Raw genomic sequence first — 23,078 nt, forward strand, 5'->3', positions numbered from 1 at the left:
TCCTCCATTTCTGAATCTGTCGCCAACGGGTACGCGCACCCGCAGGAAAGTCAGGCAGTCAATGCCGCGCGGTGATTATCGGTTGCCGCTTCGGCCCAGAAAATCCGGATTCGATTACGGTGGTTACCATATCGGCGCGCGGGGGAACAGCGGCGCGCGCCAATTTTCCTCCTACCAGCGGAGCAGTGGGGTGAGGAACAATCGGCCGGCGATTGCGGACAGGATCACCGCAAGGCCGTGCCACAGCGCGATGTGGATCAGTCCGTCGTCGGCGCAGTGCAATGCGACGATCGTCGCCCCCGCCGCGCCGGCGGCGAGCCCGATGACCCAGCCCGCGCGCGCGGGCGAGGTCGGCGCGCCCGCCTTGAGCCAGGCGAAGAGAGCGGCGCCGACGCCGAGGCCCGAAAGCGCGCCCTGAAGCAGGCAGCGCAGGCCATAGCCATGGCGCATCGCCTCCATCGCGGCGTGGCTGTCGCCGATGCCCACGACGAGCGCCGCGAGCGGCAGCGACAGCGCGGCGAGCCCCGCCCAGCGCCAGCCGCTATAGTCGCGCCCGACACCCGGCAGGCCCATGCGCAGCGCGCTCCACGTCGCGGCAAGGCCGGTCGCTCCGATCAGCCAGAAAGCGAGCATCGAGAGCGGCGGCATGCCGCCGGGGGCAAGGTCGTGGCGCGTGCCATAGAGCCACAGCAGCATGCCAGCGCCCCCCAGCCATCCCGCCGCGACCCACAAGGACCCGCGCGCGATCCGCCGGGGGCGCACCGGGGTGAGCTCGCCCGCGAGGCCCTCGATCAGATCGTCGATCGATGCGTCCTTCATGTCATTCGCTTTCAATCAGTTCGGCGAGCTTCTTGAGCCCGCGATGGATATTCACTTTGACCAGCGACTCGCTCTGCCCGCAGATGCGCGACGCCTCGGCGATCGACGTGCCCTCGATCTTGACGAGCGTGATCGCTTGCGCCTGTTTCGGCGGCAGCAGCGCCATCAGATGTTCGATGCTGAGCCGCGCGTGCACCGCCTCGTCCTCGGCGCCGACCGCCGCGTCATTGTCGCCGAGTTCGGCCTCGTCGCGCTGGCGGCGGAGCGCGTCGATCCAGCGATAGCGCGCGATCGCCGCGAGCCAGGGCAGGAAGGCGCGGGTCGAATCCCAGGTCGCGAGCTTGCGGTGCATCGACACGAGCGTTTCCTGCACCAGGTCATCGATCTGGTGCGGCGCGATGCGGCGCGCGAAATAACGCTCGAGCCATTTGCGGCAGTCGCCGAGCAATGTGCGATAGGCGGCACGATCCCCGCGCTGCGACGCGGCCATCAGCCGCGCCAGCGAGGGTTCGTCGATGCTCATTTCGCGCGCACTCGCGCGATCAGGGCATCGAGCGAAAAGAGCCCGCCGCCGCGCACGATTAGGATCGCCGCCATCGCTGTCCACAGCGAGTGCACCGGCCACCAGGCGTCGGGAAAGACGAAGATCTGGATGACCAGCGTCATCACCAGCAACGCCCCCGCCGAGAAGCGCGTCGCGAGGCCGAAGAAGAGGAGCAGCGGGAAGAAATGTTCAGCAAAGGTCGTCAGCGGCACCGCGATGACGGGATCGAGCGGCAAGCCCGAAAATTCGCTGCGGAAGAGGTCATATTGCGACGGGTCGATCCGGAGGAAGCTGCCTTCGACGACCTTGGTCTGGCCCGAGCGCCAGAAAACGCCCGCGAGCGCGACGCGGAGCAGGAACAGCGCGAGACCCTCGCTCAGGCGCGATGCGGCGATGGTGACGCCGCGATCGTAGAATCCGACAATCCGGTTCATGTCTCAAACCTTTTCAAAAGCCCCTGCGTCGATCAATCCCGCGATCGCGGCACCACCGTCGGGATGGTCTTCGGCCAGGTCGGCGATCAGGTTACCGAGCGTGAAAATATTGTCTGCGCGGGCGAGGAGCGCGGCCTGGGCGGCGCCGATCGCGAAGAGCCGGACCTCGGCATCGGGGCGCGTGATCAGCAGCGCCGCGGTGCCCGCCGCGAAGGCCGGATCGACGAGCGGCGCGGCGTCGCTGGCCAATGCCAGCGCGCGCGCCGCGGGATGGCGGCGGACGCGAAGCGCGAGCAGCGCCGCCTCGTCGCAGCCCGCCAGGTCGGCGAGCGCCAGCGCGGGCGCCTCGGCGGCGTGATAGCTTTCGAGCCAGAGCCATTCGACGCGCGCAAGATCAGCGGCGCGCGGGTCGACGAGCCAGTCGGGGAAGCCGGCGCCGATGTCGGTCAGCGACCGCCCCTGCGCCCCGCCCTGCTCGACGAAAGCGCGCGACAGAAGGTTGAACTCGGCCTCGCCCAGATGGCCGCGGGTGCGCGGGAAGCTCTCTTCGAGCGCGACGAGCCGCGCGTGCGAGATGGTGTTGGCGTGGACGCGCAGGCCGCGCAGCACGGCATTGTGATCGCCCGCGAACAGGCCGGGCGGGAGATGGCCGGGGCCGTGCAGCAAGGTCGCCGCGATGGCCGCCTGGCCCTGCTCAAGCATCGACGGGCTCGGCGAGCAGCAACACGTCGGCGGTCGCCGCCTCGGCGCATAAGGTGGCGTAATCGGGAACATCGGTGTCCCACTCGACGAGCACCGGCTTGGGGCCAGCGCGTTCGAGGAAGCCCGCGAGCAATTGCCAGCAGCTCGGCCGGACCGGCGAGCCATGGTCGTCGATCGCGATCGTGCCGCCCATGTCGTCGTCCTTCACGGCGTGGCCCGCGACATGGATCTCGCCAACCAGCGCGGGGTCGAAAGCGCCCAACCATGGCACCGGATCGAGGCCGAGATTGAAGGCCGACACCTCGACATTGTTGATGTCGAGCAGCAGGCCGCAGCCGCTGCGGCGGCAAAGCGTATGGAGGAAATCCACCTCGTCCCGGTCGCCCTCGGCATAGGCCAGATAGCGCGACGGGTTCTCGATCAGGATCGTGCGGCCTAGGCGATCCTGCACCCGGGCGACCTGCGCCGCGAAATGATCCAGCGCCTCATGCGTATAGGGAATGGGCAGCAGGTCGGGGAATTTGTCGTGCGGGCCGTTGCTCCAGCTGAGATGGTCCGAGACCATCGCGGGCGCGTAGCGTTCGCAGAGCGCCGCCAGCGCTTCGAGCTCGCCCATGTCGACGCCCGCCGCCGAGCCGAGCGACAGCCCGACCGAATGGAAGCTGAGCGGCAGGTGCTCGGCGATCGCGGTCAGCCAGCGATGCGGTGGCCCGCCCGCGCCGAAGTAATTTTGGGGGTGCACTTCAACCCAGGCGGGCGCCGTGCCCCGCTCCGCCGCTGCGAGCACATCGGCATAGTGCCGGGATTTGAGCCCTATGCCGGCACGCGGCGGCAGCGAGTGGAGCGGGGACGCGGACATGGTCGCCGGCGATCAGCCCTTCTTGGGAACCGGCTTGGCATTGCCCTTGTGCGCGGTGAGCGTGCCGCCCATCTTGACGCAGGTGCCGGCCTTGACGTGCTTCCAGGCATTGCCCTGGTAATCGACGGTCGAGGTGCCGGCGCAGCTGGTGCCCGGGCCCGCGGCGCAGTCGTTCTTGCCCTTCAGCGAAACGCCGTAGCATTTCTCCTTGGCGCCCTCGGCGGCGACGGCGGTGCCGCCCATCGCGGCGCCGGCGGCCATGGCGAGAACCGCCGAAGCGGCGAGCGAAAGTTTCAGCGTGTTGGTCATCTTAATCTCCCTTGGAAAATGGGCGATGCGGGGGATGGCATCGTCCCATGTTCGCGGTCACCGCGCTGTTGGTTACGCCGGGTTATCCGATCGGCAGCGCCGTCGTGCTCTTGATCTCCGATAGCGCGATCGCCGAGTTGATTTCCTGGACACCCGGCAGCCGCGACAATTTTTCGAAGAAGAGTTTTTCATAGGCTTCGACATTGGCCGCGACGATGCGCAGCAGGAAATCGACCGTGCCCATCAGCACATGACATTCGATCACTTCGGGGATGTCGGCGATCGCCGCCTCGAAATCGGCGAGGTGCGCGCGGCCGTGCGCCGACAGCTTGACCTGCGCGAAGACCTGCGCGCTGAGTCCGACCTTGCGGCGGTCGACGAGCGCGACGCGCTTGCGGATCACCCCCGCCTGTTCGAGCGCCGCGACGCGGCGCCAGCAGGGCGATTGCGAGAGCCCGACGCGCTCGGCGAGCTCGGCGGTCGAAATATCCGCATTCTCCTGCAGGATCTCCAATATCGCCTTCTCATGCCGGTCGAGCTGCATAAAAATCCCTCTGATGGCCTGATTTCGGAACAGACTTACCAATTATTCTCGCGATTGGGAAGCAATAGGACCAGATATTCCCGCAAATTTGCGTCATTTTCCGCGCACCAATTTCGACGGAGCCTGATCGATGCCGCATCGCGACCCACCCCAATTGCCGCACGAGGCGGTCCACCTGTTCCACGACGACCAGACGGGCCTCCGCGCAGTGGTCGCGATCCATTCGACCGCGCTCGGCCCGGCGATCGGCGGGTGCCGCGTCCAGCGCTACGCGAGCGAGAGCGACGCGACGCACGACGCGCTGCGGCTGTCGGAGGCGATGACGTACAAAAATTCCCTCACCGGCCTGCCGTTCGGCGGCGGCAAGGCGGTGATCATGCTGCCTGAAGATGGCGTGCCCGACCGCGCGGCGCTGTTCGAGGCCTTCGGGCGCTGCGTCCAGTCGCTAGGCGGGCGCTTTATCACTGCCGAGGATGCGGGGAGCGGGGTCGCCGACATGCAGTCGGCGGCGCGCGCGACGCGCTTCGTCGCGGGGCTGCCGCAGCAGGCGAGCGGGCTCGGCGGCGATCCCTCGCCCTGGACCGCAAGCGGGGTGTTCCAGGCGATGTGCGCCGCGGTGACCGCGCGCGGCGGCTGGCTCGATGGCGCCGTGGTCGGCGTGCAGGGGCTGGGCAATGTCGGCATGGCGCTGGCGGGGCTGCTCCACGGCGCGGGCGCTAAACTGCTGGTGAGCGATGTGGACGAGGCTCGCGTCGCCGATGCGGTGACGCGCTTCGACGCCGAGCGCGTCGCGCCCGACAAGATCGTCACCGCGCCGATGGATATCTTCGCGCCCTGCGCGCTCGGCGGCGCGATCGACGCGGTCACGGTGAACCGGCTGCAGGCGCGGATCGTCTGCGGCGGGGCGAACAATCAGCTCGCGCATCCGTCGCTCGGCGCCGAACTGGCCCGGCGCGGCATCTTCTATGCCCCCGACTATCTGGTGAACGCCGGCGGGATCATCGCGGTCTGCGCCGAATATCAGAGCGGCGACGTCGGCGCGGTCGAGGCGGCGGTGGCCGAGATCGGCCCGCGGCTGGTCGAGGTCATGCGCGACGCCGATCTGCACGGCGGCACCCCGGGGGAGGTCGCCGACCGCCGCGCGCGGCAGCTGGTCGCCGAGGGCTGGTCGCGGCGGCGCGCGGCATGAGCGGCGGTGCGCTGCACCTCAAGAGCGGGGGCGAGCTCGCGGGCGCGCTGCGCATTCTCAACCTCTTCGCGCAGCGCGGGCTCGCGCCGCGCTCGGTCGCGCTGACGCTGGCCGACGGCGGCTACGAGCTGGCAATCGACGCAAGCGAAGCCGACCCGCGCATGGTCGCGATCGTGCGCGAAAAGATCGCGGTGATGCCGTTGGGGGTCGAGTTCCGCGCGGGCTGACGGCTACGGCAGGATCAGGCTGTCCAGCCGGTCACGGATCGCCGGCGCCAGCATGCCTTCGGCCGCAACGACGATGCTGTCGGCGCAGCCGATGCAGCGGCCTTCGACGAACAGCCCCTGCCCGATGGTGACCGACCGCTCGCCGACGCGTACGATGCCGGTGGCGACGTCGATCGTGCCGGGATAACGCGCCTGGCCGAGGAAGGCGGTATCGACATTGGCGATCACCAACGTCGGGCCTTCCGCGCGCGGCACCAGTCCGCGGAGCTCGGCGAGCAGTTCGTAGCGCGCTTCCTCGTAGAATTGCCCCGTCGCGACATTGTTGAGGTGGCGGAACATGTCCACGTCGGCGAAGCGGATCGGCACCGGCTTGTGCAAAGGATAGCTTGCGGCTTCGAGGCGCGCTGGTGTGGGTTTCATGGCTCGATCCTTTCGCGCCAGCGCAGCAGCATCGCGTGGGTCATGTCCCGCGCCTCGCGCTGGGGCACATGACCGCAGTCGGGGATCATCGCGAGCATTGCGTCGGGGATGGCGCGTGCCATCTCGCGCGAGCGGTCGGGCGCGACGATCGCGTCCTGCGATCCGGCGAGAACGAGCGTGGGCACCGCGATCTTGGGCAAGAGGTCGCAGCGGTCGGTGCGCGTGGCGGTCGCCGCCTGTTGCTCGGCGAAGCGCTCGGCGCCGCAGCGCAAGATCATCGCGTGGGTGTCGGCGAGCAGCGCGGCGTCGGCGCGGCTGCTGCGCGAGAGCATCGCGCGGGCGAGGCGGTCGGCGAGCGCGGGGAAGTCGGTCTGCGCCTGTTCGATCGCGGTCCGGCGCCCGGCTTTCGCTTCCTCGCTGTCGGCGGTGCAGGCGGTGCTGAGCAGGGCGAGGCCCGCGAGCCGCTCGGGCGCGAGGGCCGCCATCGCGAGCGCGACATAGCCGCCCATCGAATGGCCCACGAGCGCGAAGCGATCGGGCAGTTCGGCGAGGATCGCCGCCGCCATCGCGTCGACCGTCGCGCCGCGTGGCACGACGATGCGGTCGACGGGCATGCCCGCCCAACTCGCTTCGTCGGTGGCGATGCCGCAAATCGCGATGACCGGAATGTCCACGCCCTCTCCTCTCGCGGCGATGCTGCTATTCCTCGGCGATTCCCGCAAGGTCGCGCGCGAGGCTCTTCTTCTTCTCGACCTGCATGCCTCGCAATATCTGGATACGCTGCGCCTGCGGCGATCCCGCGCCGTGCATCGACTCGGTCAGATACCCGACGGCGTTGCGGCCGAGGGTCATATTCTCGATCAGGCGCAGGATGCGCTGGCGATATTCGACCGGGACATTGTGCTTGCCCTTCATATATTTCTCGAGGATCGGGCCGATTTGCTCGTTCTTGAAGTCGGCGTCGGAGGGCATCGTCACCATGATGCCGCCCGCGAGATCCTGTGCGAGGCGCGAAATCTCGTAGGGGAAGCGCGTGACATTGTGCTTGCACACATTGGCGAGCATCGCGTCGTTCATATAGATGCCCGACGGCAGCGGCTTCGCCTCGTGGCTCGAGGCGATGGCGGAGGAATAGATGGTCTCGTTGAGATGCGTCATCTCGACGAGCTTGTCCTTGATGTGGCTCGCCGCCTCAGCGCCGTTGTAATCGGCGACCTGCGCCGCAGCGCCGACCATCACGTCGCCGAGCCCGGTTTTGCACACATAAGAGGCGCGATGATAAGCGGTGAAGCGCGCGACCATGTCCTGCGCATACTCATATTCGCCGTCCATCAGCACATGGTCGTGCGGGATGAAGACATTGTCGAAGACGACGAGCACCTCCTGCCCGCCGAAGCGCGCATTGCCCTGATCGATGTCGCCCGCCTCCATCGCGCGCGTGTCGCACGACTGGCGGCCGTAGATATAGGTGATGCCGGTGGCGTCGCCGGGGACGAGGCCGACGATCGCGAAATCGCGGTCGGCCTCGCCCATGTTCATCGTCGGCATGACGCAGATCCAGTGCGAGTTCAGCCCGCCGGTCATATGCGCCTTGGCGCCGGTGACATAGACGCCCGCCTCGGTGCGCCTCACGACGTGCAGGAACATGTCGGGGTCGGCCTGTTCGTGCGGACGTTTCGAGCGGTCGCCCTTGGGATCGGTCATACCCGCACCGATGATGATGTTCGCGCGCTGGGCGTGCGCCATGAAGTCGAGGTAGCGCCGGTGGTAGGGCGTGCCGTGCTTCGCATCGATGTCGAAGGTGATCGAATGGAGTACGCTGATCGTGTCGAGCCCGGCGCAGCGCTGGAAGCAGGTGCCGGTGAGCTGGCCCATCTTGCGCTGCATGCGGTTCTTCATGACCAGGTCCTGCGGCGACCCGACGATGTGGAGGAAGCGGTTCACCGGCGCGTCGATGAGGTCGCTGTGCGCGGTCGCGAGTTCGGGATCGGCGAGCGCGAGGTCGTAGGTCATCTTGAGCGCGTTGATCGAGGGGCGGATGATCGGATGGTCGACGGGTTCCTCGACGCGCTCGCCGAAGAGCCAGACCTCGACCCCGCGGTTCCGCAGCGAGGCGACATAATCGTCGCCGGTGACGATGGGGCGGAAGCGCGACCAGCGGTCGGCGGCGGATTCCTCGCGGGGGTGGATGGGCATGGGCAGTCTCCCGATATGTCTATCTTTACGCCTATCGTGGATGGGGGGCGGTAAAACAGGGCATGACAGGCGAGGAAAACTCACCATAATGCGCAAGCATCATGGCGACGATCGACGGCTATTATTTCTGGGTGTGCACCAAAGGCGCCGAGCGCAGGGGCAAGCGCATCGGCGCGCTGGTCGCGGGGACGGGACTGGACCCCCGGGATTTTACGCGGCCGGGGTGGCGCGGGTCCGCCGAGGCGATGGCGCGGCTGGTGCGCAACGTCTGGGCGAGCCTGGACGACGAATATATGGGCTATACCGCGCGGCGGGTGCGGCCGGGGAGCTTTGCCTTTGCGTGCGAGCTGGCGCTGGAGGGAGCGAGCGTCGCCGACGGGCTGGCGCGCGCGGCGCGTTTCTACAACCTGCTGGGCGCGGGGATCGGCACCGGGGTGCGATCGGTGCCCGCGGGGCTGGAGATCGAGGTGCGCTTCGAGCGGCCCGCGCTCGACCCCGACCATTATTTCGCCGAATTCTGGATGATCATCTGGCACCGCCTCGCCTGCTGGCTGGCGGGGGAGACGATCTCGCTGCTGTCGGCCGAGTTCGATTATCCGCGGCCGGATGCCTATTTCGAGGAGTTCAAATATCTCTTTCCGTGCCGCCACCGCTTCGACGGCGAGCGCCGCCGGATCGTGATGGACGCGCATGCGCTGCACGCGCCGGTGCGGCGCACCGCGGCGGAACTGGAAGCGATGCTGGCGGCGGCGCCGCTCGACATCATGACCATCCCCGCGAGCGACGCGAGCGTCGCGCGGCAAGTCCGGCAATTTCTGACGCGCGGACCCGATTTGACCCTGGACGAGCTGGCGCATGCGACCGGGCTGTCGCCGCATAAGCTACGGCGATTGCTCCGCGAAGAGGGCACCACGTTGGCGACGATCCGCGAGAATGTGCGGCGCGACAAGGCGATGCGGCTGCTGACGCGCGGCAATGCGACGGTCGAGGCGATCGCCGAGACGCTGGGCTATGCCGAGGCACGGAGCTTCACGCGCGCGTTCCGGCAGTGGACGGGGAAGTCGCCTTCGGCGTGGCGGGCGGGGGGATGAGGTTTGGGGGTGGAGCCGACTCCTCTTCTCCCCTCCCGCAGGCGGGAGGGGCAGCGAGACTTGCGAGCTTGCTCGTTAGTCGCAGCGGGGTGGGCCATGGCAACGTCGCTGCCCACCCCCGACCCCTCCCGCCTGCGGGAGGGGAGATCAGCATCTTCGCCCGAGAACTAGCTCCCCCCTCCCCTACACATGCCGATGACATAGTCGACGATCATCCGGTCGCGCTGGGAGGACGGCGGGCCGAGGACGCCTTGGGCGTGCGCGGGCAGATGGTCGACCGCGCCCTTGGCGCCCTCGCCGAAGACATAATGGTCGAACCAGGTGCGCCACGCCTCGCGCTCGGCGTCGGGCAGTTCGCGGATCGAGTGCATCGCGAGCATGAGTGCCGCGAAAGGGAAACGGTCGGCGCGCTGGCCGAACCAGTAGTTGACCAGCACGTTGAGCGCGCCGGTGCTGCGCACATGGTGCCACCACATCGGCGGCATGAACAGCGCGTCGCCGGGGGCGAGGTCGGCGACCAGCTTGTGGCGCGCGGCCTCGGCGTAGAGCGGATAGCGCGCGTGATCGGGGTGGTCGGGGTCGACCATGCTGGTCGGCTGGCCCGCGATGGTGCGTTCGACGGGGCCGACATAGAGATTCGAAATCTGCTCGGGCGGAAAGAGCGAGAAGCGGCGGCGGCCCGCGACGACGACCGCGATGTTCGAGGCCATGTCGTAATGCGGCGCGATGCGGCTGGCGTTGCCGACCCAGATGCGCGGGGGCACGCCGGTGTCGATCGGCAGCGGGTTTTCGGCGGCGAAGCTCGCGACGCTGTCGGCGGTCGGGACCGATCCGGCGTAGAGCGTCGCGGGCGCGGGGTCGGCGGCGAGCGCGAGCAGCCGTTCGACGAGCGCCCGCATCGGCATCGTCTCACTGCGGAAATTCACCCCGCGCATGTCGTCCGTGTAGAAATAGCGGCCGCCGGTCTCGGGCGGGCCGACGAGAACGGTCAGCGGCTTGCCATTGTCGCGCGCGGCTAGATAGCTCGCGATGGCTGCGTCGCCCTGCGCTGCGGCGGCGGCGGCGGGCCAGCGGGCGGCGAGGCCGCGGACGACGAAGGGGCGCTCGGCGGCGGCGACCGATTTGGCGATGGCGGCGGGGTTGCCGTCCTTTTCCTCGACCGTCTGTTCCGTCACGCGCTCATGCCTCAAATGATATACCCGGCCTACCTACACCGTTCGCCCTGAGCTTGTCGAAGGGCCGTTCTTTCCTGGCCGCAAGAGAAGGACGGTGCTTCGACAAGCTCAGCACGAACGGACGATGGGAGCGGTTTCCAAGTCAGGCCGCACGTTTGGAACGATCGCTTACTTCGCCGCTTCGACCCGCACGGTGCGGCTGGCGCGTTTGCCGTCGGCGGAGCGGGTGCGGAGGTCGACCGGGCCCGTGACCGCCACGGGGCCGGCGTAACGCGTCCAGGTGCCGCCTGTGGGACGATATTCGATCGCGGTGCCGGGGAATTCGCTGTTCGCTTCGAGCTTGCCGTTCGCGATGCGCGCGCCCGGCGGAGCGACGCGGTAGGCGACGCCCATCGCGTCGAGCAACGGGAATTGGGCCGCGACGCGGCCCGCGAAATCCGACCAGCCCGCGGCGAGCTTCGCGGCGTCGACGCGGCTGTCGTTCCATTGGTAGCTGGCGCCCGCCTGGTACGCGGGAGTCCAGGGCGCGGCGCTCCAGCCGCGTTCGGCGAGCGCGAGCAGGCGCGGGAAGAGCATATAATCGACCTGCGCGTCGGTGCGGATCGTCTCGCTCCAGAGCTGCGCCTGCACCCCCGCGACGCGGTGGCCGGGCTCGAGCAAGGGCTTGTCCTCGATCGGCTGGCCCTCTGCTCGCGTGTTGCGGATCGTCGCGGCATTGGCGGGGAGGTTGTCGGGCATGAAGCCGAACACCTGATGGACGTCGACCCCGCGCGAGGCCCAGTCGTAGCCGCCCTCGTCGGGATGCGGCGCGTAAGGCATGTCGAAATAGCCGAGGTCGGGGATCGAGAGCACGGTCAACCAGCCGCGGTTCATCTGGTCGTGCGCCTCGCGGATCGCGCCCGTGTGGAGCACGCCCCAGATGTTGGTCTGGACGTCTTTCGGCATGTTCGCGGTCTGGGTATGCCCCATGCCGTCGCTCCAGCCACCGGCGCGCAGGCCCTTGGCGGCGAGGCTCGCGGTGACGCGTTCGATGAAGCGCGGGGTGAGTTCGCCGGATTTGCCGCCGTTTTCGGCGATCATCGCCTTGCAGGCGGGCGAGTTCACCCAGGCGCCCGCGGTCTCGTCGGCGCCGAGGTGGAAGGTTTTCAGCGGCACGCCGGCCTGCCGGTGCATGTCGGCGAGGGCGTCGACCACCGTATCGACGAAACGATAGGTCGCCGGCAGGCAGACGTTGAGCGTGTTGTCGTCGTAGTTCTGGATGCTGCGATATTGGGTGGTGTCGGCGGGGTCGATCAGGCGATAGGCGTCGGCCTCCGCCTTCTTGCCCGCGGCGGTGAGGCGCGCGTGGCGGAGTTCCATCGCCTTGATCGCGGCGCGGCTGTGGCCGGGCATGTCGATCGACGGGATGACCTCGATCTGGCGCGCCGCGGCGGCTTTCACGATCGCGACATAGTCGGCGGTGGTGAGATAGCCGTTCACCCCGCTGGTGCCGTCGGGGCCGGCGCCGAGCTGCGGCAGGATGCAGGTCTGCTCCGACGGGTCGTGGCAGCGTTTCGAGCCGATCTCGGCGAGTTCGGGGAGCGCGGGGATCTCGATGCGCCAGCCCTCGTCCTCAGCGAGGTGGAGGTGGAGCTTGTTGAGCTTGTACGCGGCCATCGCCTCGACGAGCTTCAATATCTGGTCGCGGCCGTGGAAGTTGCGGCCGAGATCGAGGTGGAGGCCGCGATAGGGATAAAGCGGCGCGTCCTCGACGTGGAGCGGGGTCACCCTGCCCTTTTCGAACGCCGCCTGCTGCGCGAGCGAGCGGAGCGCGTTGTTCGCCCCGGCAAGGTCTTTCGCGGCGATGGTCACGCCCTTGGCGGCGACGTCGAGCGTATAGCCCTCGGGTGCGAGCGAGGCAGCGCCGATGCGGATCGTGAGCGGGAGCTTGCCGGTGTCGGCGACGCCTGCGTTGGCCAGCGCGGCGATGGCGGGGGCGAGCGCGGTGCGGTCGGCACCTTCGACGGTGAGCGCGACGCCGGCGGTGAGGTCGACGGGCCGGCCCTTGGTCTGCGTGGCCTTGGCGGGCGCGGGGAGGATGACGACGCCGGTCGCGGCCGCGGCCGGGCGTGCGGCCTGAAGGTCGAAGGCGCGCTCGGCGGTGAGCCAGCGCGTCTTGTCGGCGTCGCTCTTGACCGCGAGCTTCGCCTCGTCGGTCATCGGCGCGACGAAGGGCAGGATTTCGAGCCCGGTGTCGGGGTCGATGACCGGGCGCGTCGCGGCGATGGTGCGCGCCTGCAGCCCATCGGCGACGAGATAGGCGTTTGGCATGCCGAACGCCTTCGAGAAGTTCGAGCCGACACCCCAGAGTTTGATCTCGTGCCTGGCGCCGGGTTTGAGGGTGACGCCGGGTTTGAGAATGAGCTGCTGGAGGTCGCCGTTGATGAGCTTGTGGTCGAAGATGTCGCTTTCGACCCTGGGCAGGCGGTTGACGAAGCTGAAGTAGAGCGAGAAGCGGCCGAGGTCGGCAGGGATGGTGTCGGGCACGGTCAGCGTGATCGTGGCGAGGAAGCAGCCGTCGATGCCCGCGGGGCAATCGGGGCCGTTGTCGACCATCGTCAGACGGTAGCCGAGCGTGTCGGCGAAGCGGTCGAGCGCGGCCTGTGCAGGGGCCTGTGCGGCACAGGCGGGGACCGCGGCCAGCAGTGCCGCCGCCATCGCCGTGATGGTCATCGCCCTGGCCCTACCCCGCATCGTCATTCTCCGCTCGACAATTTGTATCTGATTTGTCATGTCATACGCCGATGGTCAACGCCTTTCCCATCGGGCGGTTTCGAAAGGAAAATGGCAGGGTGAACAGAAAATCGGCGTTTCGGTGCATGCTCGCTTCGATAATTGGTTTTACATTGATCCTATCGGTCGTCCCGGCTTCGGCGCAGGATCGCAAACCCGTCATGGTCGGCTATCTCGCGGCGTTCAAGGGGCTGGAGCTGTCGATCGATCGCACCGACCTGACCGCTTACACGCATTACAACCTGTCCTTCGCCAATCCCGACGCCGAGGGGGTGTTCGTGCGCGATGGGGTGATGACGTGCATGGGCGGCGCCGACGGCGCGAACATGAGCGTCGCGGCGGTGCGGGCGTCGATCGCGCGGCTGCAGGCGGCGGGGGGCAAGGTGCTGCTGTCGACCGCGGGCGGGGTGATCCCCGGATGCTCGGGCGACTGGGCGGCGCTGCTGGCGCCCGCGCGGCGCGATGCCACCGTGGCGGCGCTGGTCGAGCTCGCGGAGACGCTCGGGCTCGACGGGATCGATATCGATATCGAGGGCGGGCTGCTGACCGAGATCGACCAGGCGGGCGATTATGTGCCGTTCATCGCGGCGCTGTCGAAGGAATTGAAGGCGCGCGGCAAGCTGTTGACCTGCGCTACCGCCTCCTATGAGGGCGGGATGATTCCAGTCGGGTCGATCGCTTATTTCGACCTGATCAATGTGATGTCCTACGACGCGATCGGGCCGAGCTGGGGGCAGTGGGGCGACGAGCATTCGACTTATAGGATGGCCGAGCGCGACCTGGATTTGTGGCTGGGGCGCGGGGTGGCGCGCGAGCGGCTGGTGCTGGGGGTGCCCTTTTACGGCTATGGCTTCGGCGGCGAAACGGCGAATTGGTCCTATCGCGACCTGATCGCGGCGCGCGGCGTGGATGCTACCAAAGCCGATGTGATCGGCGAGCGCCGGGCCGGGGGTCGCTATATCACGCACAATAGCCCCGCGACGATCGAGGCCAAGGCGCGGCTCGCGGCGGAAAAGGCGGGCGGCGTGATGGTGTGGGAATTGTCGCAGGACAGCCCCGACCATGCGCTGACCAGCGCGATCCGGCGGGGCATTTCGCGCGAATAGATCGCAACAAGGTTGACGCGAGCATACCAATGCAACACATGGGGCGGAGGCGCTGGTCCTATCGGGCGGCGCAATGGGCCAACCGGGTGGAGCATCGTCCTTGTCGCTGATCGAACATGTGGGTCCGCTCCACAAGGAGGACCCCACCCCGCTCTACCTGCAATTGCAGAAAATCCTGCGCGACGCGATCGAGGGGCAGGTCATCAAGGCCGACGAGGCGATCCCGACCGAGCGCGACCTGGCCGAGGAATTCGACGTGTCGCGCATCACGGTGCGCAAGGCGATCGACGGGCTGGTCGGCGACGGGCTGGTCGCACGGCGGCGCGGCGCGGGGACCTTCGTGACGCGGCCGCGCGTCGAGAAGAGCTTCTCGAAGCTCACCTCCTTCTCGGAGGACATGATCTCGCGCGGGCGCAAGCCCTACAGCAAATGGGTGAGCAAGACCGCTGGCACGGTGACCCCCGAGGAGGCGCTGTCGCTGGGGCTGTCGCCGGGGTCGCTGGTCTATCGTTTCCACCGCATCCGCTATGCCGACGACACGTCGATGGCGCTCGAATATGCGACGATCCCGGCGTACTGCCTGCCGTCGGTCGAGGCGGTGGGCAATTCGCTCTATGAGGCGCTGGAGGCCGCGGGGCATCTGCCGGTGCGCGCGCTGCAGCGGCTGCGCGCGATCGCCTTTTCGCCCGAGCAGGCCGAGGTGCTGGGGATCGAGCCGGGGATGCCGGGGCTGTTCATCGAACGGCGCGGCTTTTTGTCGGACGGGCGGACGGCGGAATATACGCAGAGCTATTATCGCGGCGATGCATACGATGTCGTCGCCGAACTGAACGGCTAGCCCAAGCTTCTGAGGAAATCGGCGTGCGGGGGCAGTTCGGCGAGCTGCTCGGCGACGCGCGTGCGCAGGATCGCTAGGCGTTTCGCGAGTTCGTCGGCGGGGAGCGTGTCGGCGATGGGGTGGTGGCTTTGGGGCTGAACGCCCTGTCCTGTCAGCACCGCGTACCAGTTGGTGGGGCCGAAGAGGTCGCCGGGTTCGAACAGGATGTTGCCGGTGGCGCGGAACGCCGCGATGCGCTCGGCGAGGCTGTCGGGCATGCCCGCGGCGGCGAGGTCGCGCCAGAAGGGCGTGTCGGTGCGGTTGGCGGTGGCGTAGTGCGCGATCACGAAGTCGCGGATCGTCGCATATTCGTGGAGCGCGTCGCGGTTGAAGCGGCTCACGACGTTCGGGTCGATGGCGTCGCGCGGGAATAGCGACAGCAGGCGGATGATCGTCGTCTGGATGAGGTGGATCGAGGTCGATTCGAGCGGCTCGAGGAAGCCGCCCGCGAGACCGATCGCGACGCAGTTGCGGTTCCAGATCGCCTTGCGGTGGCCCGCGACGAAGCGCAGGCGGTTGGCATCGGCGAGGGGTTCGCCGGGGAGACGGCTGCGGAGCAGGCTTTCGGCCTCGTCGTGGGCGAGGTGCGTGCTCGAATAGACATAGCCGTTGCCGTCGCGGTGCTGGAGCGGGATGGACCACTGCCACCCCGCCTCGCGCGCGGTCGAGACGGTGTAGGGCATCGGATCGCCGGTGCGCGCGCAGGGCATGGCGACCGCGCTGTCGCAGGGGAGCCAGTGCTGCCATGAGGTGTAGCCGGTCCGGAGCGCACCCTCGATCAGGAGGCCGCGGAAGCCCGAGCAGTCGATGAAGAAATCGCCCTCGATGGTGCGGCCGTCGTCGAGGTTGAGCGCGCTTATGTGGCCGTCTTCGCTGCGCAATTGGACGTCGGCGACCTTGCCCTCGATGCGCGTGACGCCCTTCGCCTCGGCATAGGCGCGGAGATATCGGGCGTAGGCGGCGGCGTCGAACTGGACCGCGTGGTGGACGGGGCCGTGGCGCGTCGCGGGGGCGAAGCGGCCGGCGCGCGCGGCCATGGTTTCGAGGTTGTAGGGCTCGTGGTCCGCATCGCCGCCCTCGGCGAGATGGCGGAGCCAGTGGTGGTGGAAATGGATGCCCGCCATCTCGATCCCGAGATAGCCGAAGGGGTGGAAATAGCTGTGCCCCACCCCGCTCCAGCCCTCGAACTGGATGCCGAGCTTGATCGTGCCGTGCGTCGCGCGGAGGAAATCGGCGGTGTCGATACGCAGGAAGCGGTTGAATTCGTGGATCGGCGGCACGGTCGCCTCACCGACCCCGACGGTGCCGATCGCTTCGCTTTCGACGAGGGTGATCTGATGCGTCTGCGGCGAGAGCGCGCGGCCGAAGGCGGCGGCGGTCATCCAGCCCGCGCTGCCCCCGCCGACGATGACGATGCGGCGGATGGCGGTCATGCGCGCAGCCGCCCGAGCGCGTCGGCGTGGCTCTCCATCGCGCGGACATCGGTCGCGACGGCGCGGAGCTGGCGCTGGAATTCGGCCATTAGCGCCTGATCCGCGACGCGTAGCGCCTGCGGATCGAAGCCGCGCGGGACGATGCCGTGGCCGGCCATGACGAGCGCCCAGCCGTCCTCGACATGCGCCTCGTGGTTGAAATGGGCGAACATGCCGCGCGCGGCGAAGAGGTCGATCTTGGCGGCGAGTTCGGGCGAGATCGGTGCGGTGCTGGCGTCGGTCCAGAAGGGCTCGCTGCGGGCATTGAGGTGGAAATGCTGCGCGGTGAAATCGCGCACGCGGCTCCAGGTGCCGGCGATTTCTTCGTTGTAGATATCGGCCTCGGGCATGTCCGCGGCGTCGAGCGGCCAGAGCAGGACGAGCTGGGCGATCGACAGCTGGAGGAGGAGCAGTTCGGCGCCGTCGAGCGGCGGCGCGCTGCCCGCGGCGCGGCCGAGCGCGACGGCGTTGCCGGTCCAGAGGCGCGCGCGCGCGGCCGCGGCGACCGGTTCGAGCACCGCTTCGAGCTTCTGCCCGGTGAGCGCGGCGAGCATCGCGGGGGCGTCGGCGTCGGCGAGGTGGCGGCTGTCGTAATGGAATTCGAGCGCGGTACGGTCGGCGAGCGGAACCAGCGTAAGCCAGCCCGCGGTATGCGCGGCGACGCGGCTGTAGAGCGGCAACGGGCCGAAGGGCGGCGCCGAGGCGCGGAGGAGCCGGTCGCACCAAGGGCGGCCGGACGTGATGGCGCCGGGGTCGAGCGCGGCGATCAGCGCGCCGTCGGTGTCGACGAAGAGGTCGGCGGCCAGAGTTTCGCCGTCGATATCGAGCGCGGTAATGCGGCCGTTCTCGACCTGCGGGGTCGCGTTCGCGGCGGCGAGGATCCGCACCCCTGTCCTTTCGCAGCCCGCGCGGAGCAGCGCGGCGTAACCCGCGGCGTCGAGGTGCCAGCCCGCCTTGACCGCCTGCCGCGTCGCGGGCTTGTCGGGCGCGCCGGTGCGGCCTTCCTTGGCGGCGGCGGCGGCGAGGCTGAAATCCTCGAGCGCGACGCGCAGCCCCGCGGCGCGCGCGCGGCTCCAATGCTGGACGAAGGGCAGGTCGGCGTAGGCGCTGCCCGCGTCGCCATAAGCGTGGATGAAAGCGCCGTCGCCGCCCGACCAGCCCGCGAATTGCTGGCCCATGTTGAGCGTCGCGGCGGCGTTAGCCGTGAGCGCCTTATCGTCGATGCCGAGCAGGCGGTGAAAGGTCGCCAAATCAGGCGGCGCGACGAGCGCGCTGTGCGGCGCAGGGACTTCGCCGGTGTCGACCCAGACGACTTCGACGCCGAGCCGGGCGTAAGCGCGCGCGATCGCGAGCGCCGCCATCGGCGCGGCGATGCCGCCGCCGTGGACGACGACCTGCTGGACCGCGCGGCTCATGGGGCGGGCGCCGGGCAATAATGCGCGACGAAATCGGCGTGGAGCGGCGCCGAGGCCGCGCCGCGCGCGATCGTCGCGTGGAGCCCCGCGAGCCGCTCGGCCAGCTGGTCGTCCGGGAGCATGTCGGCGAGGCGGTCGGCGGCTTCGGGGACGACCCCCTGTCCCACGAACACCGCCTGCCAGCTGGGCGGGCCGAACAGGCCGTCGCGATAGGCCTGGACATGCGCGCGGTGGCGGAAGCGGTCGATCTTGCCCGCGAGGCTGTCGGGGACGTCCATCGTCGTCACGCGCTCCCACAAGGGCGCGTCGGCGTCGTTGGCGATATAGTGGAGGATCAGGAAGTCGCGGATGCGGTCATATTCGACGTCCATCACGCGGTTGAACTCGGCGGGCAGCGCGGGATCGATGGCGGGACCGGGCGGCAGCAGCGTCAGCATGTGCATGATCGCCATCTGCACGAGATAGATGCTGGTCGATTCGAGCGGTTCGAGGAAACCGCCCGCGAGCCCCATGCCGACGACATTATGCGCCCAGGCCTTTTCGCGCTTGCCCGCCTTGAAGCGCAGAACGCGCGGTTCGGCGAGCGCCTCGCCGTCGAGGTTGGCGAGCAACGTGGCGGCGGCCTCGTCGTCCGAAATGTCGGCGCTGGAATAGACATAGCCGTTGCCGGTGCGGTGCTGGAGCGGGATGCGCCATTGCCAGCCCGCGGGGCGGCGCGTCGAGCGGGTGTAGGGGGTGAAGTCGGGCGAGCGCACCGAGGGCACCGCCTGCGCGCTGTCGCACGGCAGCCAGCGCGACCAGTCCTCGAGCGCGACGCCGAGCGTCTGCCCCATCAGCAGCGAGCGGAAACCCGAGCAGTCGACGAACATGTCGCCCGCGACTTTCGTGCCCGAGGCGAGCGTTACCGCGGCGATGTTGCCGGTCTGGCCGTCGCGCTCGACATCGACGATGCGCCCCTCGACACGCTCGATCCCGCGCGCCTCGGCCCAGCGGCGGAGGTAGCGTGCGTAGAGGAAGGCATCGAGGTGATAGGCGTAGGCGAAGGCGTTGCGCACGTCGTTCGCGTCGCCATTGGGCAGCATGAAACGGTTCTGCAGCGCCGCGACGATCGGGAAACAATAGTCGAAGAGCGGCGCGGCCTGCCCCGCGTTGTGCGCGCGTACCCAGTAGCTGAAGAAGTCGGCCTCGCCGATCGGGCGGCCGAAGGTGCCGAAGGGGTGGACATAGCGGTCGCCCTGCCGCCCCCAGTTGACGAATTCGATGCCGAGCTTGAAACTGGCCTGCGTCGCCTGCATGAACTCGACTTCGTCGAGCCCGAGGAAGTCGTTGAAATCCTTCATCTGCGGCAGCGTCGCTTCGCCAACGCCGACGGTGCCGATCTCCTCGGATTCGACGAGGCGCACGCGGTAGAGCGCGGGATCGAGCTTGGCGGCGCAGGCGGCGGCGCACATCCAGCCGGCGGTCCCGCCGCCGACGATGATCAGGTTGAAAGGCCCCTCGTCCATCGCCTCACATTAACGCTACGCGAGACCGGCGCCACCCCGAAGAGTGGCGCCGGTTCCCCCGTTTTTTAGAAGGTCAGGCGCGCGCCAAGCTGGTAGCGGCGGTCGTTCTTGAACCAGGCGTTGCGCTTGAGCAGCCCGGTCGAGTCGACCTGCTGGAACAGCACGGTGTCGGTGCCTAGCAAATTGGTCGCCTCGAGCACGAACTCGACATTCTTCGTCGCGCGGAGGCGGAAGGAGGCGTCGAGATAGCCCGTGCCCTTTTGCCAGATCGGCAGGCCGACGCAGCAGTCGATCGCGGTGACGAGATATTTCGAGCGCCAGTTATAGGCGACGCGCGCCGACACCTGGCCCTTTTCGTACATGCCGACGATATTGTAGCTGTGCTTCGAAATGCCCTCGAGCGCGTTCGGCTTGACCGTGCTGTTCTCGTAAGTGAGGCCGCCGCCCGCGGTACCGCCCGCGGTCTCGTTGGTCAGATTGACCGTGTCGATCCCCTTGTTCTTGACGTAGGTATAGTTGGCCTGGACGCCGAAACCGTCGAGCGGCGCGGGCAGGAAATCGAAGAAGGTCTGGAAGGCGAATTCGGCGCCGTAGATTTCCGCGCCGTCGCCGTTGACCGGGCGGTTGACGCGGACATCCTCGGTCACGCCATTGTTCGTGACTTCCAGGTTGAACTGGCCCGCCTGGATATAATCGTAGAATTTCTTGTAGAAACCCGTCGCGGTGAACGAACTCGAGGCGCCGAAATAATATTCGAGCGTCAGGTCGAACTGGTCCGCCGTCATCGGCTTCAGCCCCGGATTGCCCGACTGGCCGGTATATTGCCAGTCATAGGCGATCGCCTCGCCCGCCGCGTTGCGCGTGACATTGGGGTCGGAGAAGTCGTTGAGGTTGGGCGACAGGCGGTTGATCGTCAGGAAGTTGCGCAGCAGCCCGAAGTCGGGACGCGACATCGCCCGCGAATAGGCGAAGCGCGACACCAGCTTTTCCGACAGGTCGAACTTGATGTTGAAGCTGGGCAGCGCGTGGAAATGATTGACCTTGGTCGTATCGCCCACCGTCGCGCCATTGTTGAACGCAATCTCGGCCGGCGTCACGACGCAGCCCGCGGTCGCGGTGGGACGGCCGTCGACGACCGCGCGGTCGCAGGTGAGCTGGGTCGGCGTGAAGGGCGTCGCGAAGGTCGTCGCGCCCTCGGTATCGTCGCGCGTCCAGATCAGCCGGACGCCGATATTGCCCGAGATGCCGACACCGCCGATGCTGAGGCCGTCATTGCCGCCGAACTTGGCCATCGCATAGGTCGAAACGGTGCGCTCGCTGACGCGGTGGACCTCGCTCGGGAAATAGCAGCCATAGGCCTGTTCAATCGTCTCGGCGCCGCGGTAACCCGCGCCCGAGCATACCGGGAAATAGTCGCCGACGCCGATCGACGGCCGGCCAAGCGTCGCCGCGAGCGATTCGCGGTTGGCGAGCAGATCCATGTTGAAGAAGGCGAAGGCGTGGTGGTTGATCTGGTTGCCCGCGAAGAAATCGCCGCCGAAGCTGTGGATGCCGTTGCTGCCCGGCGCATAGACCGGGCGGTCGATGTTGAAATAGGGCGCCTGCGTATAGGTCCAGGTGTTCGAGATATTCGCCCAGTTGTACGCGCCCCAGCGCACCGTCTGGTCGCGGTCGGCGTAGCGCGCGCCGACCTTGATCGCGTCGAGCCAGCCCGAATCGACCTCATATTCGACGTCGGCGCGCAGCGCGATCTCCTGGCCGTCGCTGTCCTCGGTATGGTCGGTGACCGCGTAGTAGAAATAATTGTTCGGATTGGTCAGCCCGCCATTGGCGAGGTTGATGTTGTCGGCGGTCGTCGGCTGGAATTCGAGCCGCGGATATTTGCCGGTCAGGTCGACATAGGTGTTGGCGAAGGTGCGCGCGGTGACCGACGCGTTGTAATTGCTGACGCTGGCGTCGACATATTGGCCGTCGAGCGTGACGCGCAGATTGTCGGTCATGTCCCAGCGGAACTTGAGCCCGAAATCTTGGGTGATCTGCTTGTTCTTGAGCGCGTTGGCGGCGGTGTCGACTTGCGGCGCGCGCTGCGGGTTGGTGCAGCCTTCCCACGCGTAGCAGCGGTTGAAGAAGGCCTCGCCATCCTCGTTCACGCCGAGGCCGAGATTGTCGTTGCCTTCGCCCACATAGGGACGCGGCGCCGACCACCAGCCCGAGAGAAAATTGCCCTCGTCGTCGAAGGCGAAGGGCGCGGTACCCTGCAGCGGGTTCACCAGCGTCGGGTCGGTGACGACATAGTCGCTGGGCTGGCCGTAGATGCTGAACGCGCTCGAATAGATCGCATGCTCGCGCCAGCTGTTGTTATATTGCGAGCGCAGATACTGGGCGGTGAGTTCCATGTCGCCATCGAGCGAGCGCCACTGGAAGGCCGCCGAAATGCCGTAGCGTTTGCGGTCATACTCGTTGTCGCGCATGTAGATGCCGCTGGGGATATATTGCTTGCCGGGGCCGAATACGCCGTCGAAGATCGCCATGCGGTCGAACTGGATGCCCTGGCTCGCGGTCTTCGAATGCGCATAGGCGCCGTTGAGCATCAGCCCGATCTCGCCGATCCCGGTTTCCCAGCGATCCGAGACGATGCCCGAGATTTCGGGCGTCGATTTCTTGGCGATGTCGCCATAGGTGTTCTTGACCGAGATCGAGATCAGGCGGCCGTCCTGGTCGAAGGGGACGCGGGTGCGAAGGTTCACCGTGCCCGCGATGCCGCCCTCGATCATGTCGGCGGTCTGGTTCTTGTAGGTGTCGATGCCGCCGAGGAGTTCGGGCGAGATGTCCTGCCACGACAGGCCGCGCGACGAGTTGGCGCTGAAGGTGTCGCGGCCGTTGAATTCGGAACGGACCTGGCTGAGGCCGCGGACGATGACGCCCGAGGGTTCGGCGGAGAAGTGCGAAGTGTCGTCGGTGCCCGCGAAGCGGACGACGGTGATGCCGGGAACGCGCTGCAGCGCTTCGGCGACCGATTTGTCGGGGAAGGAGCCGATGTCCTCGGCGGTGATCGAATCGACGACGGTGTCGGCGTTGCGCTTGCGGTTCTGAGCCGATTCGAGGTTGGCGCGGATGCCGGTGACGACGATGTCGTCGGGATTCTCGTCGGTCGAATCGGCGGGCACCTCCTGCGCCGCGGCGGGCAGCGAGATCACCCCGGCGAGCGCGGCGAGGCAGATTCCCTGCAGCAATTTGCTGCGATTTCCGGCGGTTCTTGCAGGCCCATCAACCATTTTTTATCCCCCACTCGGTCTTTTGCCGATTGCCTTCCCAACAATCTTTATAAGACCAATTGCCTCATTGGACTATTACCAATAGACTACAAATCCGAAGCCCTGTCCATTGCAAAAATGTGGCAGTGCGCGGAAAACCGCCGCGGG

21 protein-coding genes are annotated in these 23,078 nt (G+C 67.7%); 5 read left to right on the top strand and 16 right to left on the bottom strand.

The window, feature by feature from the left end:
* Positions 1–171: 171 nt before the first annotated feature.
* From BWQ93_RS08275 to BWQ93_RS08305, 7 genes are all read right to left on the bottom strand, one after another.
* Entirely contained in the window at positions 172–819 is a 648-nt protein-coding gene (locus BWQ93_RS08275) for a DUF1109 domain-containing protein (RefSeq protein ID WP_077030123.1), read from the bottom strand.
* A 1-nt stretch (position 820) separates the two neighbouring features.
* On the bottom strand, positions 821–1,342 hold the full coding sequence (locus tag BWQ93_RS08280; RefSeq protein ID WP_077030124.1) for a sigma-70 family RNA polymerase sigma factor: 522 nt from the start codon (positions 1,340–1,342) through the stop codon (positions 821–823).
* Positions 1,339–1,797 carry a DoxX family protein gene (locus tag BWQ93_RS08285; RefSeq protein WP_077030125.1) on the bottom strand — a complete coding sequence of 153 codons (459 nt, stop codon included), beginning with the start codon at positions 1,795–1,797 and terminating at the stop codon, positions 1,339–1,341. The genes BWQ93_RS08280 and BWQ93_RS08285 overlap by 4 nt, the downstream gene beginning before the upstream one ends.
* A 3-nt stretch (positions 1,798–1,800) precedes the next feature.
* Positions 1,801–2,499, bottom strand: a complete 699-nt coding sequence (locus BWQ93_RS08290; protein WP_077030126.1) for an HvfC/BufC N-terminal domain-containing protein — start codon at positions 2,497–2,499, stop codon at positions 1,801–1,803.
* Entirely contained in the window at positions 2,492–3,358 is an 867-nt protein-coding gene (bufB, locus tag BWQ93_RS08295; RefSeq protein WP_077030127.1) for an MNIO family bufferin maturase, read from the bottom strand. The genes BWQ93_RS08290 and bufB overlap by 8 nt, the downstream gene beginning before the upstream one ends.
* A gap of 12 nt (positions 3,359–3,370) precedes the next feature.
* Positions 3,371–3,667 carry a BufA1 family periplasmic bufferin-type metallophore gene (locus tag BWQ93_RS08300; RefSeq protein ID WP_077030128.1) on the bottom strand — a complete coding sequence of 99 codons (297 nt, stop codon included), beginning with the start codon at positions 3,665–3,667 and terminating at the stop codon, positions 3,371–3,373.
* A gap of 82 nt (positions 3,668–3,749) precedes the next feature.
* Positions 3,750–4,211, bottom strand: a complete 462-nt coding sequence (locus tag BWQ93_RS08305; protein ID WP_198040498.1) for an Lrp/AsnC family transcriptional regulator — start codon at positions 4,209–4,211, stop codon at positions 3,750–3,752.
* Between the two features lie 130 nt (positions 4,212–4,341).
* Here BWQ93_RS08305 and BWQ93_RS08310 point away from each other — a divergent pair, with 130 nt between their 5' ends.
* Positions 4,342–5,400 (top strand): Leu/Phe/Val dehydrogenase, encoded by a 1,059-nt coding sequence (locus BWQ93_RS08310; protein ID WP_077030129.1) that lies wholly within the window; start codon positions 4,342–4,344, stop codon positions 5,398–5,400.
* Complete coding sequence (locus BWQ93_RS08315; protein ID WP_077030130.1) at positions 5,397–5,627, top strand: hypothetical protein; 231 nt, start codon at positions 5,397–5,399, stop codon at positions 5,625–5,627. Before BWQ93_RS08310 ends, BWQ93_RS08315 begins: the two co-directional genes overlap by 4 nt.
* A 3-nt stretch (positions 5,628–5,630) precedes the next feature.
* Here BWQ93_RS08315 and BWQ93_RS08320 read toward each other — a convergent pair whose 3' ends face one another.
* From BWQ93_RS08320 to BWQ93_RS08330, 3 genes are read right to left on the bottom strand one after another with little or no spacing between them, the layout of a single operon-like run.
* Positions 5,631–6,047 carry an acyl-CoA thioesterase gene (locus BWQ93_RS08320; RefSeq protein WP_077030131.1) on the bottom strand — a complete coding sequence of 139 codons (417 nt, stop codon included), beginning with the start codon at positions 6,045–6,047 and terminating at the stop codon, positions 5,631–5,633.
* On the bottom strand, positions 6,044–6,721 hold the full coding sequence (locus BWQ93_RS08325) for an alpha/beta fold hydrolase (protein ID WP_077030132.1): 678 nt from the start codon (positions 6,719–6,721) through the stop codon (positions 6,044–6,046). Before BWQ93_RS08325 ends, BWQ93_RS08320 begins: the two co-directional genes overlap by 4 nt.
* A 25-nt stretch (positions 6,722–6,746) precedes the next feature.
* Complete coding sequence (locus BWQ93_RS08330; protein WP_077030133.1) at positions 6,747–8,243, bottom strand: 4-hydroxyphenylacetate 3-hydroxylase family protein; 1,497 nt, start codon at positions 8,241–8,243, stop codon at positions 6,747–6,749.
* Between the two features lie 101 nt (positions 8,244–8,344).
* Between BWQ93_RS08330 and BWQ93_RS08335 the strand changes: the two genes are divergently transcribed.
* On the top strand, positions 8,345–9,334 hold the full coding sequence (locus BWQ93_RS08335) for an AraC family transcriptional regulator (RefSeq protein WP_077030134.1): 990 nt from the start codon (positions 8,345–8,347) through the stop codon (positions 9,332–9,334).
* A gap of 167 nt (positions 9,335–9,501) precedes the next feature.
* Here BWQ93_RS08335 and BWQ93_RS08340 read toward each other — a convergent pair whose 3' ends face one another.
* Positions 9,502–10,509, bottom strand: a complete 1,008-nt coding sequence (locus BWQ93_RS08340) for a cupin-like domain-containing protein (RefSeq protein WP_077030135.1) — start codon at positions 10,507–10,509, stop codon at positions 9,502–9,504.
* Between the two features lie 168 nt (positions 10,510–10,677).
* On the bottom strand, positions 10,678–13,221 hold the full coding sequence (locus BWQ93_RS08345) for a family 20 glycosylhydrolase (protein WP_083720751.1): 2,544 nt from the start codon (positions 13,219–13,221) through the stop codon (positions 10,678–10,680).
* Positions 13,222–13,367: 146 nt separating this feature from the next.
* Here BWQ93_RS08345 and BWQ93_RS08350 point away from each other — a divergent pair, with 146 nt between their 5' ends.
* Positions 13,368–14,387: a glycosyl hydrolase family 18 protein gene (locus tag BWQ93_RS08350; RefSeq protein ID WP_198040499.1), complete on the top strand. Its 1,020-nt coding sequence runs from the start codon at positions 13,368–13,370 to the stop codon at positions 14,385–14,387.
* 100 nt (positions 14,388–14,487) lie between these two features.
* Positions 14,488–15,225, top strand: coding sequence for a GntR family transcriptional regulator (locus tag BWQ93_RS08355; protein ID WP_077030138.1), 738 nt, complete (start codon positions 14,488–14,490; stop codon positions 15,223–15,225).
* Here the strand turns inward: BWQ93_RS08355 and BWQ93_RS08360 are convergent.
* From BWQ93_RS08360 to BWQ93_RS08375, 4 genes are all read right to left on the bottom strand, one after another.
* On the bottom strand, positions 15,222–16,697 hold the full coding sequence (locus tag BWQ93_RS08360) for a tryptophan halogenase family protein (RefSeq protein WP_077030139.1): 1,476 nt from the start codon (positions 16,695–16,697) through the stop codon (positions 15,222–15,224). The two genes, BWQ93_RS08355 and BWQ93_RS08360, sit on opposite strands and share 4 nt — an antisense overlap.
* Positions 16,694–18,151, bottom strand: a complete 1,458-nt coding sequence (locus BWQ93_RS08365; protein WP_077030140.1) for a tryptophan 7-halogenase — start codon at positions 18,149–18,151, stop codon at positions 16,694–16,696. Before BWQ93_RS08365 ends, BWQ93_RS08360 begins: the two co-directional genes overlap by 4 nt.
* On the bottom strand, positions 18,148–19,656 hold the full coding sequence (locus BWQ93_RS08370; protein WP_077030141.1) for a tryptophan halogenase family protein: 1,509 nt from the start codon (positions 19,654–19,656) through the stop codon (positions 18,148–18,150). The genes BWQ93_RS08365 and BWQ93_RS08370 overlap by 4 nt, the downstream gene beginning before the upstream one ends.
* Positions 19,657–19,721: 65 nt before the next feature.
* Entirely contained in the window at positions 19,722–22,889 is a 3,168-nt protein-coding gene (locus tag BWQ93_RS08375) for a TonB-dependent receptor (RefSeq protein ID WP_198040501.1), read from the bottom strand.
* Between the last annotated feature and the right edge of the window lie 189 nt (positions 22,890–23,078).

This window comes from Sphingopyxis sp. QXT-31, from assembly GCF_001984035.1.
In the GTDB taxonomy this organism is placed as follows: Bacteria; Pseudomonadota; Alphaproteobacteria; order Sphingomonadales; family Sphingomonadaceae; genus Sphingopyxis.

Bases quoted from the DNA above. Each gene is read 5' to 3' on its own strand.
- BWQ93_RS08305 (WP_198040498.1), bottom strand. From the start codon at position 4,211: ATGCAGCTCGACCGGCATGAGAAGGCGATATTGGAGATCCTGCAGGAG.
- BWQ93_RS08280 (WP_077030124.1), bottom strand. From the start codon at position 1,342: ATGAGCATCGACGAACCCTCGCTGGCGCGGCTGATGGCCGCGTCGCAG.
- BWQ93_RS08345 (WP_083720751.1), bottom strand. From the start codon at position 13,221: ATGACCATCACGGCGATGGCGGCGGCACTGCTGGCCGCGGTCCCCGCC.
- BWQ93_RS08275 (WP_077030123.1), bottom strand. From the start codon at position 819: ATGAAGGACGCATCGATCGACGATCTGATCGAGGGCCTCGCGGGCGAG.
- BWQ93_RS08330 (WP_077030133.1), bottom strand. From the start codon at position 8,243: ATGCCCATCCACCCCCGCGAGGAATCCGCCGCCGACCGCTGGTCGCGC.
- BWQ93_RS08320 (WP_077030131.1), bottom strand. From the start codon at position 6,047: ATGAAACCCACACCAGCGCGCCTCGAAGCCGCAAGCTATCCTTTGCAC.
- BWQ93_RS08335 (WP_077030134.1), top strand. From the start codon at position 8,345: ATGGCGACGATCGACGGCTATTATTTCTGGGTGTGCACCAAAGGCGCC.
- BWQ93_RS08365 (WP_077030140.1), bottom strand. From the start codon at position 18,151: ATGAGCCGCGCGGTCCAGCAGGTCGTCGTCCACGGCGGCGGCATCGCC.
- BWQ93_RS08285 (WP_077030125.1), bottom strand. From the start codon at position 1,797: ATGAACCGGATTGTCGGATTCTACGATCGCGGCGTCACCATCGCCGCA.
- BWQ93_RS08315 (WP_077030130.1), top strand. From the start codon at position 5,397: ATGAGCGGCGGTGCGCTGCACCTCAAGAGCGGGGGCGAGCTCGCGGGC.
- BWQ93_RS08310 (WP_077030129.1), top strand. From the start codon at position 4,342: ATGCCGCATCGCGACCCACCCCAATTGCCGCACGAGGCGGTCCACCTG.
- BWQ93_RS08290 (WP_077030126.1), bottom strand. From the start codon at position 2,499: ATGCTTGAGCAGGGCCAGGCGGCCATCGCGGCGACCTTGCTGCACGGC.
- BWQ93_RS08350 (WP_198040499.1), top strand. From the start codon at position 13,368: ATGCTCGCTTCGATAATTGGTTTTACATTGATCCTATCGGTCGTCCCG.
- BWQ93_RS08370 (WP_077030141.1), bottom strand. From the start codon at position 19,656: ATGGACGAGGGGCCTTTCAACCTGATCATCGTCGGCGGCGGGACCGCC.
- BWQ93_RS08300 (WP_077030128.1), bottom strand. From the start codon at position 3,667: ATGACCAACACGCTGAAACTTTCGCTCGCCGCTTCGGCGGTTCTCGCC.
- BWQ93_RS08360 (WP_077030139.1), bottom strand. From the start codon at position 16,697: ATGACCGCCATCCGCCGCATCGTCATCGTCGGCGGGGGCAGCGCGGGC.
- bufB (WP_077030127.1), bottom strand. From the start codon at position 3,358: ATGTCCGCGTCCCCGCTCCACTCGCTGCCGCCGCGTGCCGGCATAGGG.